The sequence below is a fragment of the Sphingomonas piscis genome (genome assembly GCF_011300455.1).
GTDB lineage: Bacteria > Pseudomonadota > Alphaproteobacteria > Sphingomonadales > Sphingomonadaceae > Sphingomicrobium > Sphingomicrobium piscis.
In genome coordinates, this window is record NZ_CP049869.1 from 1,926,267 (window position 1) to 1,945,027 (window position 18,761).

At 64.0% G+C, this 18,761-nt stretch carries 14 protein-coding genes and 2 pseudogenes; 9 read left to right on the plus strand and 7 right to left on the minus strand.

Translation table 11 applies throughout. The features are described 5' to 3' along the window. Window positions 1-67: 67 nt before the first annotated feature. Window positions 68-1,384, minus strand: a complete 1,317-nt coding sequence (locus tag G7077_RS09710; RefSeq protein ID WP_166411525.1) for a site-specific DNA-methyltransferase — start codon at window positions 1,382-1,384, stop codon at window positions 68-70. A gap of 405 nt (window positions 1,385-1,789) precedes the next feature. After that, window positions 1,790-3,175: a glycoside hydrolase family 43 protein gene (locus G7077_RS09715; RefSeq protein ID WP_166411526.1), complete on the minus strand. Its 1,386-nt coding sequence runs from the start codon at window positions 3,173-3,175 to the stop codon at window positions 1,790-1,792. 90 nt (window positions 3,176-3,265) lie between these two features. Here G7077_RS09715 and G7077_RS09720 point away from each other — a divergent pair, with 90 nt between their 5' ends. The 4 genes from G7077_RS09720 to G7077_RS09735 all read left to right on the plus strand — a co-directional run bounded on the left by G7077_RS09720 (window position 3,266) and on the right by G7077_RS09735 (window position 7,037). Then, window positions 3,266-4,015, plus strand: coding sequence for a hypothetical protein (locus tag G7077_RS09720; protein WP_166411527.1), 750 nt, complete (start codon window positions 3,266-3,268; stop codon window positions 4,013-4,015). A 24-nt stretch (window positions 4,016-4,039) separates the two neighbouring features. Continuing rightward, the gene (gene pgl, locus G7077_RS09725; protein WP_166412432.1) at window positions 4,040-4,741 is read left to right on the plus strand and encodes a 6-phosphogluconolactonase; all 702 of its coding nucleotides are present in this window, start codon (window positions 4,040-4,042) and stop codon (window positions 4,739-4,741) included. 7 nt (window positions 4,742-4,748) lie between these two features. Continuing rightward, entirely contained in the window at window positions 4,749-6,563 is a 1,815-nt protein-coding gene (gene edd, locus G7077_RS09730; protein ID WP_166411528.1) for a phosphogluconate dehydratase, read from the plus strand. A 108-nt stretch (window positions 6,564-6,671) separates the two neighbouring features. Beyond that, window positions 6,672-7,037 carry a hypothetical protein gene (locus tag G7077_RS09735; protein ID WP_166411529.1) on the plus strand — a complete coding sequence of 122 codons (366 nt, stop codon included), beginning with the start codon at window positions 6,672-6,674 and terminating at the stop codon, window positions 7,035-7,037. A gap of 3 nt (window positions 7,038-7,040) precedes the next feature. Here G7077_RS09735 and pip read toward each other — a convergent pair whose 3' ends face one another. From pip to G7077_RS09750, 3 genes and pseudogenes are all read right to left on the minus strand, one after another. Further along, complete coding sequence (gene pip, locus G7077_RS09740; RefSeq protein WP_166411530.1) at window positions 7,041-7,991, minus strand: prolyl aminopeptidase; 951 nt, start codon at window positions 7,989-7,991, stop codon at window positions 7,041-7,043. Beyond that, window positions 7,991-9,360, minus strand: a pseudogene (locus tag G7077_RS09745) (glutamate--cysteine ligase). Before G7077_RS09745 ends, pip begins: the two are co-directional and overlap by 1 nt. Window positions 9,361-9,430: 70 nt before the next feature. After that, window positions 9,431-10,179, minus strand: a pseudogene (locus G7077_RS09750) (16S rRNA (uracil(1498)-N(3))-methyltransferase). A 101-nt stretch (window positions 10,180-10,280) separates the two neighbouring features. On the opposite strand from G7077_RS09750, the gene G7077_RS09755 reads away from it, so the two are divergent. The 3 genes from G7077_RS09755 to G7077_RS09765 all read left to right on the plus strand — a co-directional run bounded on the left by G7077_RS09755 (window position 10,281) and on the right by G7077_RS09765 (window position 15,176). Then, on the plus strand, window positions 10,281-12,698 hold the full coding sequence (locus G7077_RS09755) for an HWE histidine kinase domain-containing protein (RefSeq protein ID WP_166411531.1): 2,418 nt from the start codon (window positions 10,281-10,283) through the stop codon (window positions 12,696-12,698). A 66-nt stretch (window positions 12,699-12,764) separates the two neighbouring features. After that, a complete protein-coding gene (gene phhA / locus G7077_RS09760) occupies window positions 12,765-13,610 on the plus strand; it encodes a phenylalanine 4-monooxygenase (RefSeq protein ID WP_246167138.1) in 846 nt (281 codons plus the stop codon). Window positions 13,611-13,634: 24 nt separating this feature from the next. Then, window positions 13,635-15,176 carry an alpha-N-arabinofuranosidase gene (locus tag G7077_RS09765; RefSeq protein WP_166411532.1) on the plus strand — a complete coding sequence of 514 codons (1,542 nt, stop codon included), beginning with the start codon at window positions 13,635-13,637 and terminating at the stop codon, window positions 15,174-15,176. Here G7077_RS09765 and G7077_RS09770 read toward each other — a convergent pair. Further along, entirely contained in the window at window positions 15,173-15,892 is a 720-nt protein-coding gene (locus G7077_RS09770) for a Crp/Fnr family transcriptional regulator (protein ID WP_246167139.1), read from the minus strand. The two genes, G7077_RS09765 and G7077_RS09770, sit on opposite strands and share 4 nt — an antisense overlap. A 159-nt stretch (window positions 15,893-16,051) precedes the next feature. Here G7077_RS09770 and ubiA point away from each other — a divergent pair, with 159 nt between their 5' ends. Then, window positions 16,052-16,966, plus strand: coding sequence for a 4-hydroxybenzoate octaprenyltransferase (ubiA, locus tag G7077_RS09775; protein ID WP_166411534.1), 915 nt, complete (start codon window positions 16,052-16,054; stop codon window positions 16,964-16,966). Between the two features lie 9 nt (window positions 16,967-16,975). Next, entirely contained in the window at window positions 16,976-18,322 is a 1,347-nt protein-coding gene (locus G7077_RS09780; protein WP_166411535.1) for a TldD/PmbA family protein, read from the plus strand. Here the strand turns inward: G7077_RS09780 and G7077_RS09785 are convergent. Beyond that, the gene (locus G7077_RS09785; RefSeq protein ID WP_166411536.1) at window positions 18,319-18,747 is read right to left on the minus strand and encodes a CoA-binding protein; all 429 of its coding nucleotides are present in this window, start codon (window positions 18,745-18,747) and stop codon (window positions 18,319-18,321) included. The two genes, G7077_RS09780 and G7077_RS09785, sit on opposite strands and share 4 nt — an antisense overlap. Window positions 18,748-18,761: the final 14 nt, after the last annotated feature.

The following is an 18,761-nucleotide window of genomic DNA, read 5'->3' on the forward strand; positions in this document are numbered from 1 at the left end:
TCCTTGTACGGCTTTCCATCCTTCCGACGACCCACCCCGAAGGGAGGCTCCTGGCTATCCGAGCCGCTCATTCGCCATCTCCACGGCGGAACGCGGCGACCTCCGCTAAGGGCGTGACTCCATCAAGGAGTGGTTCGCAGCTAGTTGCTTCGCCTAATCGGCGAAGAATGACGTCACCGTAGGTTGGATCGAGCTCGACGAGCCGGGCTCGACGTCCAATCATCTCGCAGGCTACCCCGGTTGTGCCGGAGCCAGCGAATGTGTCGAGGACAACGTCGCCACGCTTCGACACGTCTAAAATCGCGTCTCGCGTCATATATCGGCACTTGATAGTCGGGTGCTCAGACAGATCCAGCATCCGACCCTTCCGAAAAACATTCGCCGAGGGGTACCGCCAAACGTTAGTGCGGTTGCGCTTGCCTAACGCGATATTGCTGGTGTGCTTGCCATCGCTGACTTTGAAGACATAGCAAAGCTCATGAGCTGACCGATAAAATGCTCCGAGTCCCGGATTCTTGATCCATACAATTAGGTTTTTGACCTCGTGGAACACGCCTTCCGCTGCTGCGAGCAAATGGGGGGCGCCGCGCCAGTCCATGAACACGAAGGCGATCGCTCCCGGCTCGCAATGTTTAGTTATTGTCTGGAAGGCCGGGCGCAGTAGCGTTTTGCCGAACTCGGGCAGTGAAACTTCGCCCGATCCCATCACGAAATTTCCGTGCTTAATTTTGCCATTGCCGGACACGTTGTTGGCGATCCTGTTCCCGTAGGGCGGATCAATCATCACCATATGCGCACGTTCACCCGCGAGAAGGCGTCCAACAACTTCCTGAGAACGTCCGTCCCCGATGACTAGGGCGTGCTTGCCGATCTGCCAGTGATCTCCCAACCGACATACCGGCACCCGAGAAGCCTCGGGCAAATCTACACGATCTTCGTTGCTCTCCTCTCCTGCGTCGTCAAAGTTGATGATGCCGTCGACTTCAAACATCTCGAAGCCGGTCATTTCGATATCGTAGCCGAGCTCAAGCAGGCCTGAGAGTTCTGAACGCAGCAGCGCCTTCGACCACGTCGCCGTTTCTGCAAGCTTGTTATCCGCGATGATGTAGGCTCGACGATCAGCCTCGCTCATCTGCCCAAGGCTGATAACGGGCACTTGGGTTTCGCCGTTGAGCTTGGCAGCTTCTAAGCGGCCGTGACCGCAAATGAGGTTACCCTCATCATCGATTATGAGCGGGTTCGTCCATCCGTACAGCTGTAAGCTTCGCTGAAGTTTGCGGATCTGCGCGCGTGGATGCTGACGCGCATTATTGGCGAATGGGACCACCGACTCGATTGCGCGGTAATTTAGCGCAAGTGGCGACCGACCGCTTTTCCTGGACATAACTTCTCCACGTTCGACCGTTGTTCACATCGGTCGCCATGAAGGCGTCTCCGGGCTAAAAGCCTGCTGGGGGCGAGATAGCAGCGCACGCGCCTAATTGCCAGCCAGGTAGAACAAAACGTGTTTGGGAGTTGACGCTCCCAGTCAGGCGACGCGGGTTCCCACGAAGACGCTCAATGGGAACTAATCCGCCCGAAGCCCATAAATACGCCATTTTCGCGAATGCCCAAGGCTGCCGAACGGTTCATTCCGCCTGTTTTCCCACTACTTTCCCTTAAACATGGGAATATCCGAGCACTGACACCGTCGTGCGAACATCATCGGCTACTTCAATGACAATTGAAAATTAAGCTGTTTAAAGGACGAGTTCTGGCCGGCCATCTGCTCTGGATTTCGCACCGGTAATCACTCCAGGAACACTTCCGGACCTTCGAAACGCAATCGTGTAGTCAGCAGCGCCCGAAATTCATTGTAGCCGCCGGTGCCGGGGTGAAAGGCGTGAAAGAAAAGCTGCGGCTTGCCATTGAGTCCGGGAGCGACCGACGCATGCCCCGGGGCGGTCCATTCCCGTGTCGATTGAAGCAGCGGCAGCGTCCGCTTCGTGTAGGGGCCGAGCGGATCATCGGCTACGGCGACCCCGATCCCGTAGGCGGGCGTGCCGAAGTCGTTGCCAGCGTAGAACATGTAATATCGACCGTCCTGGCGGGTCACGAAAGGCCCTTCGATGAGATGCCCCTCCCAGGAGAGGTCATTGGTAAGTACGGTTACCGGATCGCCCACCAATGACTCCCCGTCGTCACTGAGCCGCTGCCCGTGCACCGGCGTCGTCATTGCATCGAGGATCGCTCCGGCAATTCCAGTGTCGCGCAGGACCTGTTGCACGCGTTCCCAATTGTCGAGAGCGGCGTCGATCAGGGTTCCGACGAGAAAAAAGCGTTCCATCGGCTTGCGGCCGGCTGCCCAGGGCGCAACGGCTGAGACGAAGGCGGCAGTACGGCGATCTTCTTCCCGGTCGAAGAGTTGATCGATCAGCTCCGGTCGCTCGCACAGAAGCGCGGCGAGGGGCAGAGGCCAGACGCCGTTGCGGTCGTCCTTCCAGAAGATGAAGAGCGACCCATCCTCATCTTTGAAGATGTGGGAGTCGATGACGCCGCCAGTCATCACCAGCTGCTCGCCGCCCTTGGCCGCAACGCCGGTGTCGACAGGCTCGCCGATGATCAGAGGTCGCCCGTTGTCCGTCCAGGGCCCTGCCGGATGCGGCGCCCTCGCGAGCCCGATCGCCAGCGCGTTGTTGGTGCGCCGCGCGGTATAGCAAAGCCAATATTCGGCCCTGACCTGGACCATTTCCGGCGCCCAGAAGTCGGACGTGCCCTTGCCGCGGGCGGCCCACGCCGGCTGCGTCCCTTCCGGGAATACGAAGCCTTGCGGCTCCCAATGGAGCAGGTCATCCGAATGGAGGATGGGAAAAGAGTCCGGTGCATCGTTGGACGTCGCGACGAGCCAGTAGCCGTCGTCCGTTTTCAGCACCGCCGGATCGCCGTAGCCGCACAGGATCTGCGGATGCGCATTCTCCGTCAGCAATGGCTGCCAGAGAACCGCGCTTGGCGGATGCTCGAACGTCCGGTGAAGATGGGGCAGGCGGGTTCCGAAATCCGCGGCAAGCGCCGCGAAGAAGTCGACGTAATGCTGATATTCCGAACCCGGCAGATCATAGGCCTTGGTCAAGCCGTCTGCCCGCACCGTCAGCCGCGACCCTTCGCCTTGCTCAACCGCCTCAATCTCGAACTGCATGCACCGTGCCTCCGCTGCCGCGCCAACGCAGCCGCCGCGGTCGGGATGCATGAAGCAACCGCCGCGCGCCATCTAGCGTTGATTTTGGCGATGTACCGGTCGGACCTCGACACCCGCCATAAGGGCGGCGCGATCGTCGGCGTGGTGGCGATCCACGCCGCGTTGGCGCTCGCCCTGCTGCATCTGTCGGGGACAGTCGACCTCACGGATGTGCAGGAGGGCCTCAGCGTCTTCGACGTCACCGAGGTGACTTCGCCTCCGCAGGAGGTTCCGCCTCCGCCGCCGCAGAAGGCCGCCGAACAGCAGAAGGCGGAGAAGCCCGCGGGCGGTTCGGAACCGAACATCAAGAGCGAAGCGACTCCGATCGTCGCGCCCAAACCTCCAGTCCAACTTCCGGTGCCTTCGCCCGTTGCGACGACGGAGACGCCGCGGGAGGGCGTCGCCCCGACCCAAGGCGCCGCGCCAATCCCCGGGCCGGGCACGGGTTCTGGCGGCAGCGGAACCGGCAGCGGCGGCGGAGCGGGCGCAGGCCGCGGCGGCGGGGGAGAAGGCTTTGCCGTGGTCCGCACGCGCCTTGCCACCCGGCCGCTCCGAGGCCGCGACTTTCCGCCGGCACTGCTTGATGCTTGGCCGCCGGGCGCGCGCGTCTTGATGCGCATGCGGATCGACGCCAACGGCGTTCCGATCCAGTGCATCGTCGATTTCGGCACCGGCAATGCCGCCATCGATGCGCAGATCTGCGCCATCGCCAAGCAGCGGCTTCGCTACCGCCCCGCGCTCAATCGCAAGCGGCAGCGGGTTGCGGATTGGGCGGCTTATGGGCAGGAGCCTCCGCACTAAGTGATTTCTCGAAAGTGCGTGCAGATGATCGAAGCGGAATGGTGGGACTATGACAGCGTCGACGAGCTCGCCGATGCGGTCGCTGGCGATGTCGGCTTCATCATCGAGAGCGCACTGGATGCCCGCGACTCCGCGTTGATCGCGGTGCCGGGCGGCAGCACGCCGGTGCCGATCTTCGCCAACTTGACCAAGGCCAAGATGAACTGGCGCAAGGTGACGGTGGTGCCGACCGACGATCGGTTGGTCCCAGTTGAGAACGACCTCAGCAACGCCAAGCTGCTGGCCCGATCCTTCCTTCCGAGCGGTGCCCGGGTCATTCCGATCGCAACGTCGATCGATGACTATAAGCTGGCAGGCAATTCAGCCGACGCTCGGCTCCAGGATCTGCCCTGGCCGCCAGACCTCGTCTGGCTTGGCATGGGCAAGGATGGCCACACCGCGTCGATCTTCGCCGGACCCGACCTTCAGGATGCGCTCGACGCACCCAAGGCGCGCCGGGCGGTTGGCGTCATGCCCGACCCGCTGCCGCCGGAGGCACCGGTGGCCCGCGTGACCCTGACCCGCGCCGCCATCCTGTCGGCCCGCACGATCCTCGTCACCATTACCGGTCAGGACAAGCGCGACCTGCTGGAACAGGCGATCGCTGACGGACATAGCTCCAAACTTCCGATCGGCCGGGTCCTTGCAGAAGCCGAACAGCCGATCGATATCCATTGGTGTCCCTGAGAACCAAATGACAAATCTGAACAGCATCGTCGGCCGGGTCACCGACCGCATCATCGAGCGCTCGCGTTCCACGCGCAGCCGCTATCTCGATCTGATCCGTAACCAGAAGGAGCAGGGCATCAATCGCCCGCGCCTAGCGTGCGGCAATCTCGCGCATGGCTTCGCTGGCGCCGGCGAGGACCAGGGCGCCATCCGCGCCATGGCGGGGCCAAATATCGGCATTGTTACCGCCTACAACGACATGCTGTCGGCCCACGCGCCTTATTACCGCTACCCCGAGCAGATGAAGATCTTCGCGCGCGAGGTCGGCGCCACTGCGCAGGTCGCGAGCGGTGTCCCTGCGATGTGCGACGGGGTGACGCAGGGCCTTCCGGGCATGGACCTGTCGCTGTTCAGCCGCGACACGATCGCGATGAGCACGGCGGTCGCGCTCAGCCACGGCATGTTCGATGCGGTCGCCCTGCTCGGCATCTGCGACAAGATCGTCCCCGGCCTGCTGATCGGCACCCTTCGCTTCGGCCACCTGCCGACCCTGTTGATCCCCGGCGGCCCGATGACCTCTGGCCTCCCTAACAAGGAAAAGGTCCGCGTCCGCCAGCTCTACGCCGAGGGCAAGGTTGGGAAGGCCGAGCTTTTGGAGGCGGAGGCAAAGTCCTACCACGGGCAGGGCACCTGCACGTTCTACGGCACCGCCAACAGCAACCAGATGATGATGGAGCTGATGGGCCTTCACGTGCCCAACGCCGCCTTCGTCAATCCGGGCACGCCGCTGCGCCAGGCGCTGACCCGCGCCGCCGTCCACCGGCTTGCCGAGCTTGGCCGCGACAAGGCCCGGCCGCTGGGCGAGGTCGTGGACGAGAAGGGCATCGTCAACGCATTGGTCGGCCTGCTCGCAACCGGCGGCTCGACCAATCACGCCATCCACCTGCCGGCGATCGCGCGGGCGGCGGGGATCATCATCGACTGGCAGGACTTCGACGAGCTGTCGGCGGCGGTGCCGCTGATCGCCCGCGTCTATCCCAACGGCGCCAAGGACGTGAACGACTTCCACCATGCCGGCGGCATGGCGTTCGTCACCAGCGCGCTGGCAGCGGAAGGGCTGATCCACGTCGATACGCTCACCGCCGGGGCCGACGAACTGGAGGCGTGGAAGTCGACCCCGACCTATGAAGGTGATCAGCTGACCTGGCGCCCGGTGCCGGAAAGCCTCGACCCCGACATGCTGCGCCCGGTCAGCGACCCGTTCCTGCCCGACGGCGGCATGCGCCTTGTGCAGGGCAACCTCGGCCGCGCGACCTTCAAGACCAGCGCCGTCGACCAGGAGCGCTGGACGATCGAAGCGCCCGTGCGCTGCTTCTCCGACCAGCAGGAAGTGCTCGACGCCTTCAAGGCCGGCGAACTCGACCGCGACGTGATCGTCGTCATGCGCTTCCAGGGCCCCCGCGCTAATGGCATGCCGGAACTGCACAAGCTCACGCCAGCATTGGGTGTCCTCCAGGACCGCGGCCACAAGGTCGCGCTGGTCACCGACGGCCGCATGTCGGGCGCCAGCGGCAAGGTCCCCGCCGCCATCCACTGCTCCCCCGAAGCGCTTCCCGACGGCCCGCTCGCCCGGCTTCAGGATGGCGACGTAGTCCGACTCTCCGCGCACAGCGGCGAGCTCAACGTCCTGAACGTCGACCTCGCCACCCGCCAGCCGGCCCAACGCCCCGCACCCCCGCTCGGCACCGGCCGCGAACTCTTCGCCCTCATGCGCAACTTCGCCGACGACGCCGAGCGTGGCGCCTCGGCGATGCTCGCGCAGATGGATGCGGAGATTTAGAAGCGGTTGGCTCGCTACTTGGGGGTCACACATCGTCGTTTCGCGATCCTCACCTGACGCTCAGCAAATGCTCATGACGACGACGGCGATCGGGGGCAGTCAGCACGAATGGAATACGACGATGTGGAATCGAGCGCTCGAACGCGTTGGAAAGACAAGCCGCTGCTGCTTGCTGTCCTCCTGCTCCTGTTGTTGGCAAGCCCTTTAGGCGCTCCGCTTGTGGGTATGAGTATCATATCTGGATGCGATATCCCCTGGGAGGGTTCCTACCAGTGCGCTGTGCCTCAGCGGCTGCAAGACTACTTCATCGGCTTGATGATGCTGTCGTTTCTCTCGATCGGGCTCGGAGTCGGCCTGCTTTGGCTGGGTCTTGCCGTGGGTCTAACGGCATACGTCGGCTATCTCTTGGTAGTCGGCGTTTGGAACACTTTCGCCGGGCGCTTCGCTACGGGTTTGGTTTCTCAGGACGTGTAGTGCCTAAGCAGCAAAACGATCCGTCGCCCGAACCAGTCCATCCAGCACCCCCGGCTCGCTGAACAGATGCCCGCCGTCGGGCACGATCTGCAGCTCCGCTTCCGGCCACGCCTTGTGCAGCGCCCAAGCGGCCTTAGGCGGGGTGCAGCAGTCGTGCCGCCCCTGGACGATCACCGCCGGAATGCCGCGCAATTTCTCGGCGCCGCGGAGTAGCTGGCCTTCCTCAAGCCAGCCCTTGTTGATCATGTAATGATTCTCGATCCGGGCGATGGCGATCGCATGATCGGCGTTGACGCTATGGGCGATCACCTCCGGGCTGGGGAGCAGGGTGACGGTGACGCCCTCCCACTTGCTCCACGCCTTGGCCGCTTCCAGCTGCACCGCTTTGTCCTCGCCGGTGAGGCGTTTGCGATACGCCTCGACCAAATCGCCGCGCTCCTCCTCGGGGATGATCGAAACGAACTCCTCCCAACCGTCCGGATAGAGCGATGACGCGCCGTCCTGATACAGCCAGTCGAGCTCATATTCGTCGAACAGGAAGATGCCGCGCAGCACCAGTTCGGTGACCCGCTCAGGGTGCGTCTGGGCGTAAGCGAGCGACAGGGTCGAGCCCCACGAACCGCCAAACACCATCCACTTGTCGACGCCGACCATCTCCCGAAGCCGCTCAATGTCGGCGACCAAGTGCCAAGTAGTATTGGCCTCAAGGCTCGCATGCGGCGTCGACCGGCCACAGCCGCGCTGGTCGAACAGTAGTATGTCGTACTTAGCCGGATTGAACTGCCGCCGGTGCGCCGGGCTGCTGCCAGCGCCCGGACCGCCGTGCAGGAAGACGACTGGCTTCGCGCCCTTGGTCCCGCAGCGTTCCCAGTAGAGCCGGTGCCCATCGCCGACGTCGAGCATGCCGCTCTCATACGGCTCGATCGGGGGGTAGAGGGTGCGCCGCTCGGCCATCAGAAGCTGAACTCCTCGTAAATGCGGCGGACGTCACCGTTCCACTCGCCGTGATAACGCTCCAGCAAGCGATCGGCCGGAGCGTGACCGGTGGCGATCACTTCGCGAAGCGGATCGAGGAAGCCGCCCTCATTGTCGCCGGCGGCGTTCAGTTCGGCCCGGCGGGTGAGGCCGAGAGCGGCAATGTCGAGCACCTCGCGGCCGAGGTCCAGTACCGTGCCGCCCCCGGCACGAGTGCCTGTAGTCCGAGCTTAGGCACGTCGCTGCGAAGCTGCTCGCGCTCTTCGATGGACCATTGCTTCACCCGATCCCAGGCGGCGTCGAGCGCCTCGTCGGAGTAGAGCAGGCCGACCCACAGCGCCGGCAGCGCGCAAATGCGCCCCCAGCGTCCGCCATCGGCACCGCGCATTTCGAGGAAGCTCTTCAGCCGTACTTCCGGGAAGGCGGTCGAGAGATGGTCGGTCCAGTCGTTCAGGCGCGGCTTTTCGCCCGGTAGCTGCGGCAGCTTGCCATCGAGGAAGGCGCGGAAACTTTCGCCGGCGCAGTCGATATATTTGCCGTCGCGGAAGACGAAATACATCGGCACGTCGAGCGCGTAATCGAGATAGCGCTCATACCCGAACCCATCCTCGAACACGAACGGCAGCATGCCGGTACGATGCGGATCCGTGTCTTCCCAAATGTGGCTTCGGAAGCTCTTATAGCCGTTGGGCTTGCCTTCGGTGAACGGCGAATTGGCGAAGAGGGCGGTGGCAAGCGGCTGCAGCGCCAGACCCACCCGGAACTTCTTCACCATGTCGGCTTCGGACGAATAGTCCAGATTAACCTGAATGGTACAAGTGCGAAGCATCATGTCGAGGCCGAGATTGCCCACCCGCGGCATGTGCCGAAGCATGATGGCGTAGCGGCCCTTGGGCATGATCGGCAGTTCGGCGCGGGACTTGTCGGGCCACATGCCGGTGCCGAGGAAGCCGAGGCCGAGCCGGTCGCCGATGGCCTTCACCTGGTCAAGGTGGCGCCCCGCCTCGTTGCAGGTCTGGTGCAAGTCGCTGAGCGCCGCGCCCGACAGCTCCAGCTGACCCGCGGGCTCAAGACTGATCGTGCCGTCCTTGCCGGACAGCGCAATCACGTTCCCGTTCTCGATCACCGGCTGCCAGCCGAATTCGGTGAGGCCCATCAGCAGGTCGCGGATCCCGCCGGGTTCGTCATAGCTCGGCGCGCGGTGATCGCTGAGACGGTAAACGAACTTCTCATGCTCGGTGCCGATCCGCCAACGCTCGCGCGGCTTCTCGCCGCCGCTGAAGACGGACAGCAAATCGTCGCGGCTCTCGATCAGCGGGCTTTCGCTATCGTCGGTGCGGGTCGTCATGGCTGCGCGCCCCTAAACCCGAGCAAGCCTTCGCGCCAGCACTTCCGCTTTATCGGCCGATCAGCCGCGCTTATCGCGGCGCCTTCCAGTCACCCGCCACGGTCATCCATGCCGCAACGGCTGCCAGCGCGGCGGTCTCCGCCCGGAGGATGCGCGGCCCGAGCGAGATCGCCACCGCGCCTTCCGCCGCCTGCACCCGCGCCCGCTCGGCGTCCGTGAAGCCGCCTTCCGGCCCCGTCAGAATGATTGCCGGACCGGGCGTGAAGGCCGTCGCCGCCGCTGCGCCACCGGTCTCATCGGCGAAATAGAGCCGGCGGCCGTCGCCTTGCCGGTCCAGCAGCTTTGGCAATGTGATAGGCTCCGAAATCTCCGGCAGCACGGTTCGGCCGCACTGCTCCGCCGCCTCGGCCGCGATCGTCTCGAGCCGCTCGAGCTTTACCCGCTCCACGATCGTTCGCTCGGTGATCACCGGGATCAGCCGCGCCACGCCAAGCTCCGTCGCTTTCTCGACCAGCCAGTCGACCTGCGCGCGTTTGACCGGAGCGAAGGCAAGCCACAGGTCGGGGATGGTCTCCGCCGGGCGGGTCATCCGCTCCACTGTCAGCGTCATGCGCTTCCTGCCCGCCTCGGCGATGCGCGCCAGCCACTCCCCGAGCGGCCGTCGAACAGCAGCACCTCACCGCCTTCGGTCAAGCGCAGCACGTTGCCGAGGTAATTGGCCTGGCCGGCATGCAGCTCCACCTGCGCGTGCGGCGCCAGGGAAGACTGCACGTACAGGCGCGGCAGGCTCTTGGGCGGCCAGGCGGGTGTTGCAATCATCCTCGCGCGATACCGCCCGCGCCGCTTACCCGCCAGCCTGCGGCGGCGACGCGGTTTCCGGCCCCGTTGCGCTTTACCGACAAACCGCTAGGGCAGGGGTCGTGCTTCCGGCTGACCCACAGCGTAACGGTGAAGGTCCCGCCTCCGTCCGCGCCCTGATCGCACAACGCGATTGGGATGGAACGCCCATTGGCCCCCCGGCGCAATGGCCGCAGTCGCTTCGCACCATTGTCGACCTGATGCTCCATTCGCGCTTCCCGATGTTCGTTGCGTGGGGCCCTGATCTGACCTTCATTTATAATGACGCCTATGTGCCGATCCTTGGCGGCAAGCATCCCCAGGCGCTCGGGAATCCTTTTCAGGAAATCTGGTGGGAAATCTGGCACGACGTCGGGCCTTTGGCTGACCGCGCGCTCGCCGGCGAGGCGACCTGGCTGGAAGACCTGCCGCTCCTCATGCACCGTCACGGCTATGATGAGGAGACCTGGTTCACCTTCTCATACTCGCCGGCGCTGGATGACGACGGGAAGATCGCCGGGGTTTTCTGCGCCTGTACGGAAACGACGGAAAAGGTGCTCGCCGTCCGCCGCAATGCCGCCGAGCGGCACCGGCTCGAACAATTGTTCGGCAAGGCTCCGGCTTTCATGGCGCTGCTGGTGGGTTCGGACCATGTGTTCGAATTGGCGAACGCTGCCTACCTGCAACTTGTCGGCCATCGTGATATCATCGGCAAGCCGGTTCGCACCGCGCTTCCGGAGATCGCGGGGCAGGGTTTCTTCGAGCTTCTCGACCAGGTCTACGCCACCGGAAAGCCCTTTGTAGGGCAGCAGGTGCCGCTGATGATCCAGCGCCGTCCCGGGGACGAGTTGGAACAGGCCTATGTCGACTTCGTCTACCAACCGATTGTCGACGAGGCAGGCAGCGTCACCGGCATTTTCGTGACGGGCTACGAAGTCACCGCGCTCCGGGTCGCTCAGGACCGCCTCAGCATCGCTCAGACCGCCGGCAAGGTCGGGACCTTTGAGCTATTCCCCAAGCTGGGCAGCATCCTCGTGTCCGAGGAGTTCTGCCGCATCTGGGGCGTGCCGTATCAAGAACAATTCAGTGTTCACGACCTGCTCCGCGCGATCCTGCCTGATGACATGGACCGGGTGGTTACGGGCAACAAGGATCTTAGCGCCGACGCGCTCGGCTATATCGAATATCGGATTCGGCGACCCGACACCGGGCAGATCAGATGGATTGCGCGCCGGGCTGAAGCGGTGCTCGACGCCGCTCAGGACGTCGTCCGCTTCGCGGGGGTGATCTACGACATCACCGACCGCAAGGAAGCCGAACTCGCGCTTGAGGCGTATGCCCGCAACCTTGAGGTGCTCAACCAGACCGGCGATGCCTTGGCTTCGATGCTGGACGTCGGGTCCATCGTTCAGCGGGTCACGGACGCCGGCGTCGCGCTGATCGGTGCTCAGTTCGGCGCATTCTTCTACAATGTGAACGATGACAGCGGCGAAATCCTGACGCTCTACACCCTTTCCGGAGCGGACAAGTCGCAGTTCGACGGCTTCGGTCACCCGCGGGCGACGCCGGTGTTCAAGCCGACCTTCGACGGCACCGCCAACGTCCGGTCCGACGACATCCTGGCAGACCCGCGCTATGGACAGTGGGCGCCGCATTTCGGCAAGCCCAAGGGCCACTTGCCCGTCCAGAGCTACCTTGCCGTCCCCGTCAAGGCGCGCGACGGGAACGTCATCGGCGGCCTGTTCTTCGGGCACGAAGACACCGGCAAGTTCACCGAAGCGCACGAGCAATTGCTTACCGGGATCGCGGCGCAAGCGGCGATCGCGATGGACAATGCGCGGCTCTACCAGGATGCACAGCGCGAGATCGAACGGAGGCGGCAGGCGGAAACCCATCAGCATCTGCTGATCAACGAGCTCAACCACCGGGTGAAGAACACGCTGGCGATCGTCCAAAGTCTCGCTCAGCAGAGCTTCCGCGACGACACGCCGACCGAAGATGCGCGGAACACGTTCAATGCCCGGCTGAGTGCGCTTGCGGCCGCGCACAATCTACTTACCCGCCAAAACTGGGAGCAGGCCCCGCTGGATAAAATCATCGCCACCAGCGTCGAGGCGGCATCGGGCGGCGCGTCGTCACGGGTATCCATTCGCGGCGACAATGTCTTGCTCGCGCCGCAAACGGCCGTCTCCGTCGCGATGGCAATCCACGAACTCACCACCAACGCGCTCAAATATGGAGCACTGTCCAACGATGCGGGCACGATTGACGTGTGGTGGCACGTGGACGATAGCCCTGAGCCAATCCTTCAGCTCTGCTGGGAGGAGAAGGGCGGCCCACCTGTTATCGTTCCAAGCAGCCGTGGCTTCGGGTCCCGCATGATCGAGCGGGGACTTGCGGCCGAACTGCGTGGTAAGGTGTCGATCGACTTTCGCCCGGCAGGCGTCATCTGCAGCATCGAAGCGCCGCTCCCCGCACTGCCGAGGAACAGCATCAACTAGGCCCATTCGCATCCATTCGGCACATCAGCTATTATGATGCTCATGAATGATCTGGGCCCTGGAACCATGAAGCCTCCTGCGGGCGACTACACCATCCCGCAGAACTGGAGCCATTACACCGCGGAAGAACATGCCACCTGGGACGCGCTCTACGCGCGGCAGACGAAGCTTCTTCCCGGAAGGGTCGTTCCTCAATTTCTCGACGGTCTGAAGCTGCTTGGGCTTGAGGGGCCGGGAATTCCGAATTTCGAACAGCTATCCGACATCCTGATGAAGAGGACCGGGTGGCAGGTGGTCGCAGTCGAGGGCTTGATTCCGGACGGCGCCTTTTTCGATCATCTCGCCAACCGCCGCTTCGTTGCGGGCAATTTCATCCGCCGCCCCGACCAGCTCGATTATCTTGAAGAGCCGGACGTGTTTCACGACGTCTTCGGGCATGTGCCACTGCTCGCCCATCCCGTCTTCGCCGATTACATGCAGGCTTACGGCAAGGGCGGCCAGCGCGCGACGCAGCTCGGCGCCATCCAGCGTCTGTCCCGGCTCTACTGGTACACGGTCGAGTTCGGCCTCATCCGCAATGGCGATGACCTCGCAATTTACGGCGCCGGGATCGTCTCGTCTGCGGGCGAGTCCGTCTTCGCACTGGATGATCCCTCACCCAACCGGATCGGCTTCAACCTGGAACGGGTGATGCGCACACCCTACCGGATCGACGATTATCAGCAGACCTACTTCGTCATCGACAGTTTCGAAGACCTGCTGCACCAGACCCTCGATCAGGACTTCGCGCCCATCTATGCTGCGATGGATGCCAAACAGGATTTTGCAATAACTGATATTGCACCGAACGACCTGATCTATACGCAGGGTACGCAAGCCTATGCGTCGGCCAAGGCCGCCAAGGTCGAGTAAGCAAAAGTAAGGGGAGGATGATCGATGAAGTTGACGGTTAAAGCCGCATTGTTGGCGATGGTAGCGCTAACGGCCAGCCCGGCGCTTGCCGAGATCCGCGCGTCGGCGTCGGTCAATTCGACCGGGACCGGACCCGTCATCCGCCCAGAAATTTACGGTCAGTTCGCCGAACATCTGGGCACCGGCATCGACGGCGGCATCTGGGTCGGCGAAAATTCCTCCATTCCCAACGTCCGCGGGTATCGTCGCGATGTCGTGGATGCTTTGAAGGCGCTTAAGGTGCCGGTGGTCCGCTGGCCCGGCGGCTGCTTCGCCGACATCTACCGCTGGCGCGACGGCATCGGCCCGCGCGCTCAGCGTCCGGTGACGCTCAACATGTGGTGGGGCAATACCGAAGAGAATAACCACTTCGGCACCCACGAATTCTTCGACTTCGCCGAGCTGATCGGCGCCAAGACCTACCTCAACGTCAATGTCGGCACCGGGACCGCCGGTGAGGCGCGCGAGTGGCTGGAATATATCACGTCCCCCTCGAATAGCTCGATGGCCAAGCTTCGCCGGGCCAACGGCCGCGACAAGCCGTGGAAGGTCGATTATGTCGGCATCGGGAACGAGATGTGGGGCTGCGGCGCCAACATCACCGCCTCCGATTTCGCCCCGATGGCGCGCCAATATTCGACCTTCCTCAACGAAAAGGGCGTGACCCTGATCGCCGGCGGCGCGTCGGGCGACGATTACGACTGGACCGAGAAGGTGCTGGCCGGAAAGCGTGGCGAACTCGACGCCATTTCGCTCCATTACTACACGCTGCCGACGGGCAATTGGGACAAGAAGGGCCCGGCCGTCGGCTTCACGGAAGCCGATTGGGCCGCCACCTTCGCCCGCACGCGGCGCTTGGACACCTATATCGCCGAACATGACAAGCGCATGGACGCGGTCGACCCGGAACAGAAGCTGGGCCTGATGGTCGCCGAATGGGGCACCTGGTACGACGCGACCCCCGGCACCAACACCGCCTTCCTGCAGCAGGAAAACACGCTTCGCGATGCGCTGATTGCGGCAACCAACTTCCACATCTTTCACCGCCACGCGGACCGCGTCCACATGGCCAACATCGCGCAGATGGTGAACGTGCTTCAGGCTATGATCCTAACGAACGGGCCGCAGATGTCGCTTACGCCGACCTATCACGCCTTCATGATGTATCAGCCGTTCCAGGGCGCGACCGCACTGCCGCTTGAGGTTTCTTCGCCCGAGTTCCGGGCGGGCGCGGATTCTGTGCCCGCCGTTGATGTTACGGCGGCCCGGGACAAGGCCGGCGCCGTGCATGTCGGACTCGTCAACGTCGACCCGGATGAGAATGCGACGTTGGAACTGGACCTCGGCGCCTTCCGTGGTCGCCGCATTGAGGGACTGGTTTTGACCGCGTCGAAAATGGATGCGCAGAATCGTCTCGGTGCTCGTCCCGAGGTGACGCCGGTGCGCTTCAATGGTGCTAGCTGGTCCGGCGGAAAGCTGCGGGTGCGCATGCCCGCCAAGTCGCTGGTGCGCCTGACGCTTCGCTAGCGCGGGCGCTTTTCCAGGTAGAGGTAGGCCGGGTCGAACTCCGCAAGTTCTCGCAAGCCGTCGAGATCGTGAATGATGACCCGGCCGCTTCGGAAATCGATCAACTCGCGTTCGCGCAGGTCCTTGAGCGTTCGGTTGACGTGCACCGCCGTCAGCCCAAGGCAATCGGCAAGCTCGTCCTGCGTCAACGGCAGGTTGAATGACAAACCGTCCGTCAGACCGACGATGCCGAGCCGAACATGCATCTCGCAAAACAGATGCGCCATCCGCGGCGATGCCCGACGCCTCCCGAGCGACACTTCCCAGACGCGGTGAATGGCAGCATCGAGGTTGGTGCCGAACCAGTAGCAGCGCGCAACGTGCGGGAACTCTTCGGTCAGTCGTATCAGCCGGTCGTGGGGCACCACTGCGGTTCGGCACTTGGACATGGTCACCAGATCATGGTCGAGCCGCTTGAGTGTGAAGCCGTGAAGGTCGGCGAAGTCTCCGGCTACGTGCAGTTCGGTGATCTGCCGCCCACCCTCCGCCAGATTGTGCGAGCGGGCAAGAATTCCGTCGATCAGCAGAGTTGAGGCGCTGAGTTCATCGCCGGCCTTCACGATCACCGTGTCGGCAGGATGTTCACGAACGTCGCTCACCAGGTCGCGGATTGCCTGCTCTTCGGCGGCGTTGATGTCGGTGCGCGCGCGCAGCTTGAGCAAATGACATTCGATCACTGACGTTTCCCTTCGGCTGGACCCATGTACCGGGGTTGCGAAGCAATGTCGGCATCGGTTCGGAGGAAGGGCATGACGGCTCAACTCACGACGGCGCGTAAGGTTCGTTACGGGCGCGAACTCGGCGACATGTGGGGGCGAAGCCGCTAAGAACCGGGCATGACAGTAGTCGCAGACATCGTCCCCGATAGCGAACGGCGCGGCCTGATCGGCGCTCTGCCGCCCCGCCTTCGCCCCCATGCATCCCTGATGCGGATCGACCGTCCGATCGGAACCTGGCTTCTTTATTGGCCCTGCGCTTGGAGCGTGGCGCTTGCAGGCGTTGAGGGCCGCTGGGACCTGTTCGCATGGTTTCTGATCGGCGCTTTCGCAATGCGCAGCGCAGGCTGTGTCTACAACGACATCGTCGACAAGGACCTCGACGTCGCGGTCGAGCGGACCCGGCTTCGCCCCGTGGCGAGCGGCCGTGTGTCGAGGCGATCGGCATGGGTGCTGACCTTGCTCCTCTGCGGCATCGGCCTGATCGTCCTTTTGCAGCTGACGCCGGTCGCCCAACTGGTGGCGCTTGGGAGCATTGCCCCCGTCGCGGCATATCCCTTCATGAAGCGGATCACCTGGTGGCCGCAGGCGTGGCTTGGACTGGTCTTCTCCTGGGGGGCGCTGGTCGGTTGGCCATCCGTGACCGGCGAACTCGCCGTCGCGCCCCTTTTCCTTTACGCCGGCAGCATCGCTTGGGTGATCGGCTACGACACGCTTTATGCCATTCAGGACATGGAGGATGACGCCTTGGTCGGCGTTCGCTCCTCCGCCCGGCGAATGGGCAGCAAGGCTCCGCTTGGGATCGCAATCTTCTACGCTGTCGCCATGGTCCTGTGGGCGGCCGCGATCTGGAGCGTCCGGCCGCAGTTGTTGGCGCTGCTTGCCTTGGTCCCCGCGGCACTCCATCTCACCAACCAGGCACTTCGTGCGGACCCAAAGGATCCGGCGGGGGCGCTTACCTTGTTCCGTTCCAACCGCACGTGCGGCTTTCTTGTTTTTGCGGGCATGCTGGTCGTCGGGCTGTCGGCAGGCTAGTCGCGCCTCATGCTTTCCATTGATCAGTCCCGCGACAGAGCGGAGAAGCTTGTCGAGCGTGCCGTTGCGGCCGGAGCGGACGCCGCCGACGCCATCTACGTCGCCCAAGGCAGCAGCAGCGTCGAGGTGCGCATGGGCGCGCTCGAAGCCGTCGGCAGCTCTGAAGGCGAGGAAATCGGCCTTCGCCTTTTCCTCGGGCAGCGCTCCGCCAGCGTGTCCTCTTCGGACCTGTCGGACGAGGCGTTGGAAGCGCTCGTCGAGCGGGCGATAGCCATGGCTGGGGAAGCGCCGGAAGACCCGTTTGCGGGGCTGGCGCCTGCCAACCGGCTTCATCACGGCGACGGCCCGGCAATCAACTCCTACGATCCGCAGCCGGTCGAGCCGAAAGACATGCACGAACGCGCCCTGGCGGCCGAAGCTGCAGCACTGGCGGTCGCAGGGGTCACCAACTCCACCGGCGCAAGCGCCGGCGCCTCGAGATCGGTGGTCGCTCTGGCAACGTCGCACGGCTTTTCCGGCGCATATTCCAGCACTAGCCATAGCGTCGCAGCCGGGGTGATCGCGGGGGAGGGTGCCGGGATGCAGCGTGACAGTGCCTGGCACAGCACCCGCTTCCTGGCAGACCTGGATGCCGCGGACGAGATCGGCAGACTGGCGGGCGAGCGTGCAGTGGCGCGCCTCAATCCAACCCGGCCGCGGCCGGGCAAGATGCCGGTGCTGTTCGACCCGCGGGTCGCATCATCGCTGCTCGGGCATTTCGCTGGGGCGATCGGCGGGCAGTCGATTGCCCGCAAATCGAGCTTCCTGCTCGGTAAGCTGGGCGAACGGATTTTTGCGGCCGGCGTGACCATCATTGACGATCCGCTTCGCCCGCGCGGGCTTCGCTCGCGGCCGTTCGACGGGGAAGGGCTGAGCGTGGACCGCACCGAGCTGGTCGCCGACGGGGTGGTTCGAACCTGGATGGCGGACAGCGCTTCGGCGCGGCAGCTCGGCATTGCACCGACGGGCCATGCGGCGCGCGGCGTGGGCGGTGGCCCGGGCGTGGCCGCAAGCAACCTCTACATTGCCGCCGGCCCGCGCACCCGCGAGGAACTGCTCGCCGCCTTCCCCGAGGCGATCCTGGTTACCGAGCTGATCGGGCAGGGGGTTAATCCAGTCACCGGCGATTACAGCCGCGGTGCCGCGGGCTTCATGGTACGCGATGGGGCGATTGCCGAACCGGTGGCGGAGATTACGGTTGCGTCCAACCTCCTCGACATGTTCGCAACGCTGGAACCCGGATCGGACCTCGAGTTCCGCCGCGGTGTCGATGCGCCGACGATCCTGATTCCCGAGATGACGGTGGGCGCGGCCTAGGCGACCTTCGGCAGCCCAAGCCGCATGATCTCGATCTTGGGGCAGCGATCCATGACGACCTTCAGGCCAGCCGCCTCGGCCCGCGCTGCCGCCTCTTCGTTGATGACGCCAATCTGCAGCCACACCGCCTTTGCACCGACGAAAATCGCCTGGTCGACCGCTTCGCCGGCCGCATCGGGCCGCCTGAATATATCGACGATGTCGATCGGCTCCCCGATTTGCGACAGCTCCCGCCACACGAATTCCCCGTGGACATGCTCGCCGGTGATCTGCGGGTTGACCGGCAGCACGCGGTACCCCCAGTCCTGCATGAACTTCATCACTCCATAGGCCGGACGGTTCGGCCGGTCGGACGCGCCGACCAGCGCGATCGTGCGTGCCTTGGTCAGCAGCTCGGCAATGTCTTCGTCACGGGTCAGCGGCATGGTCGCTCCTCCTT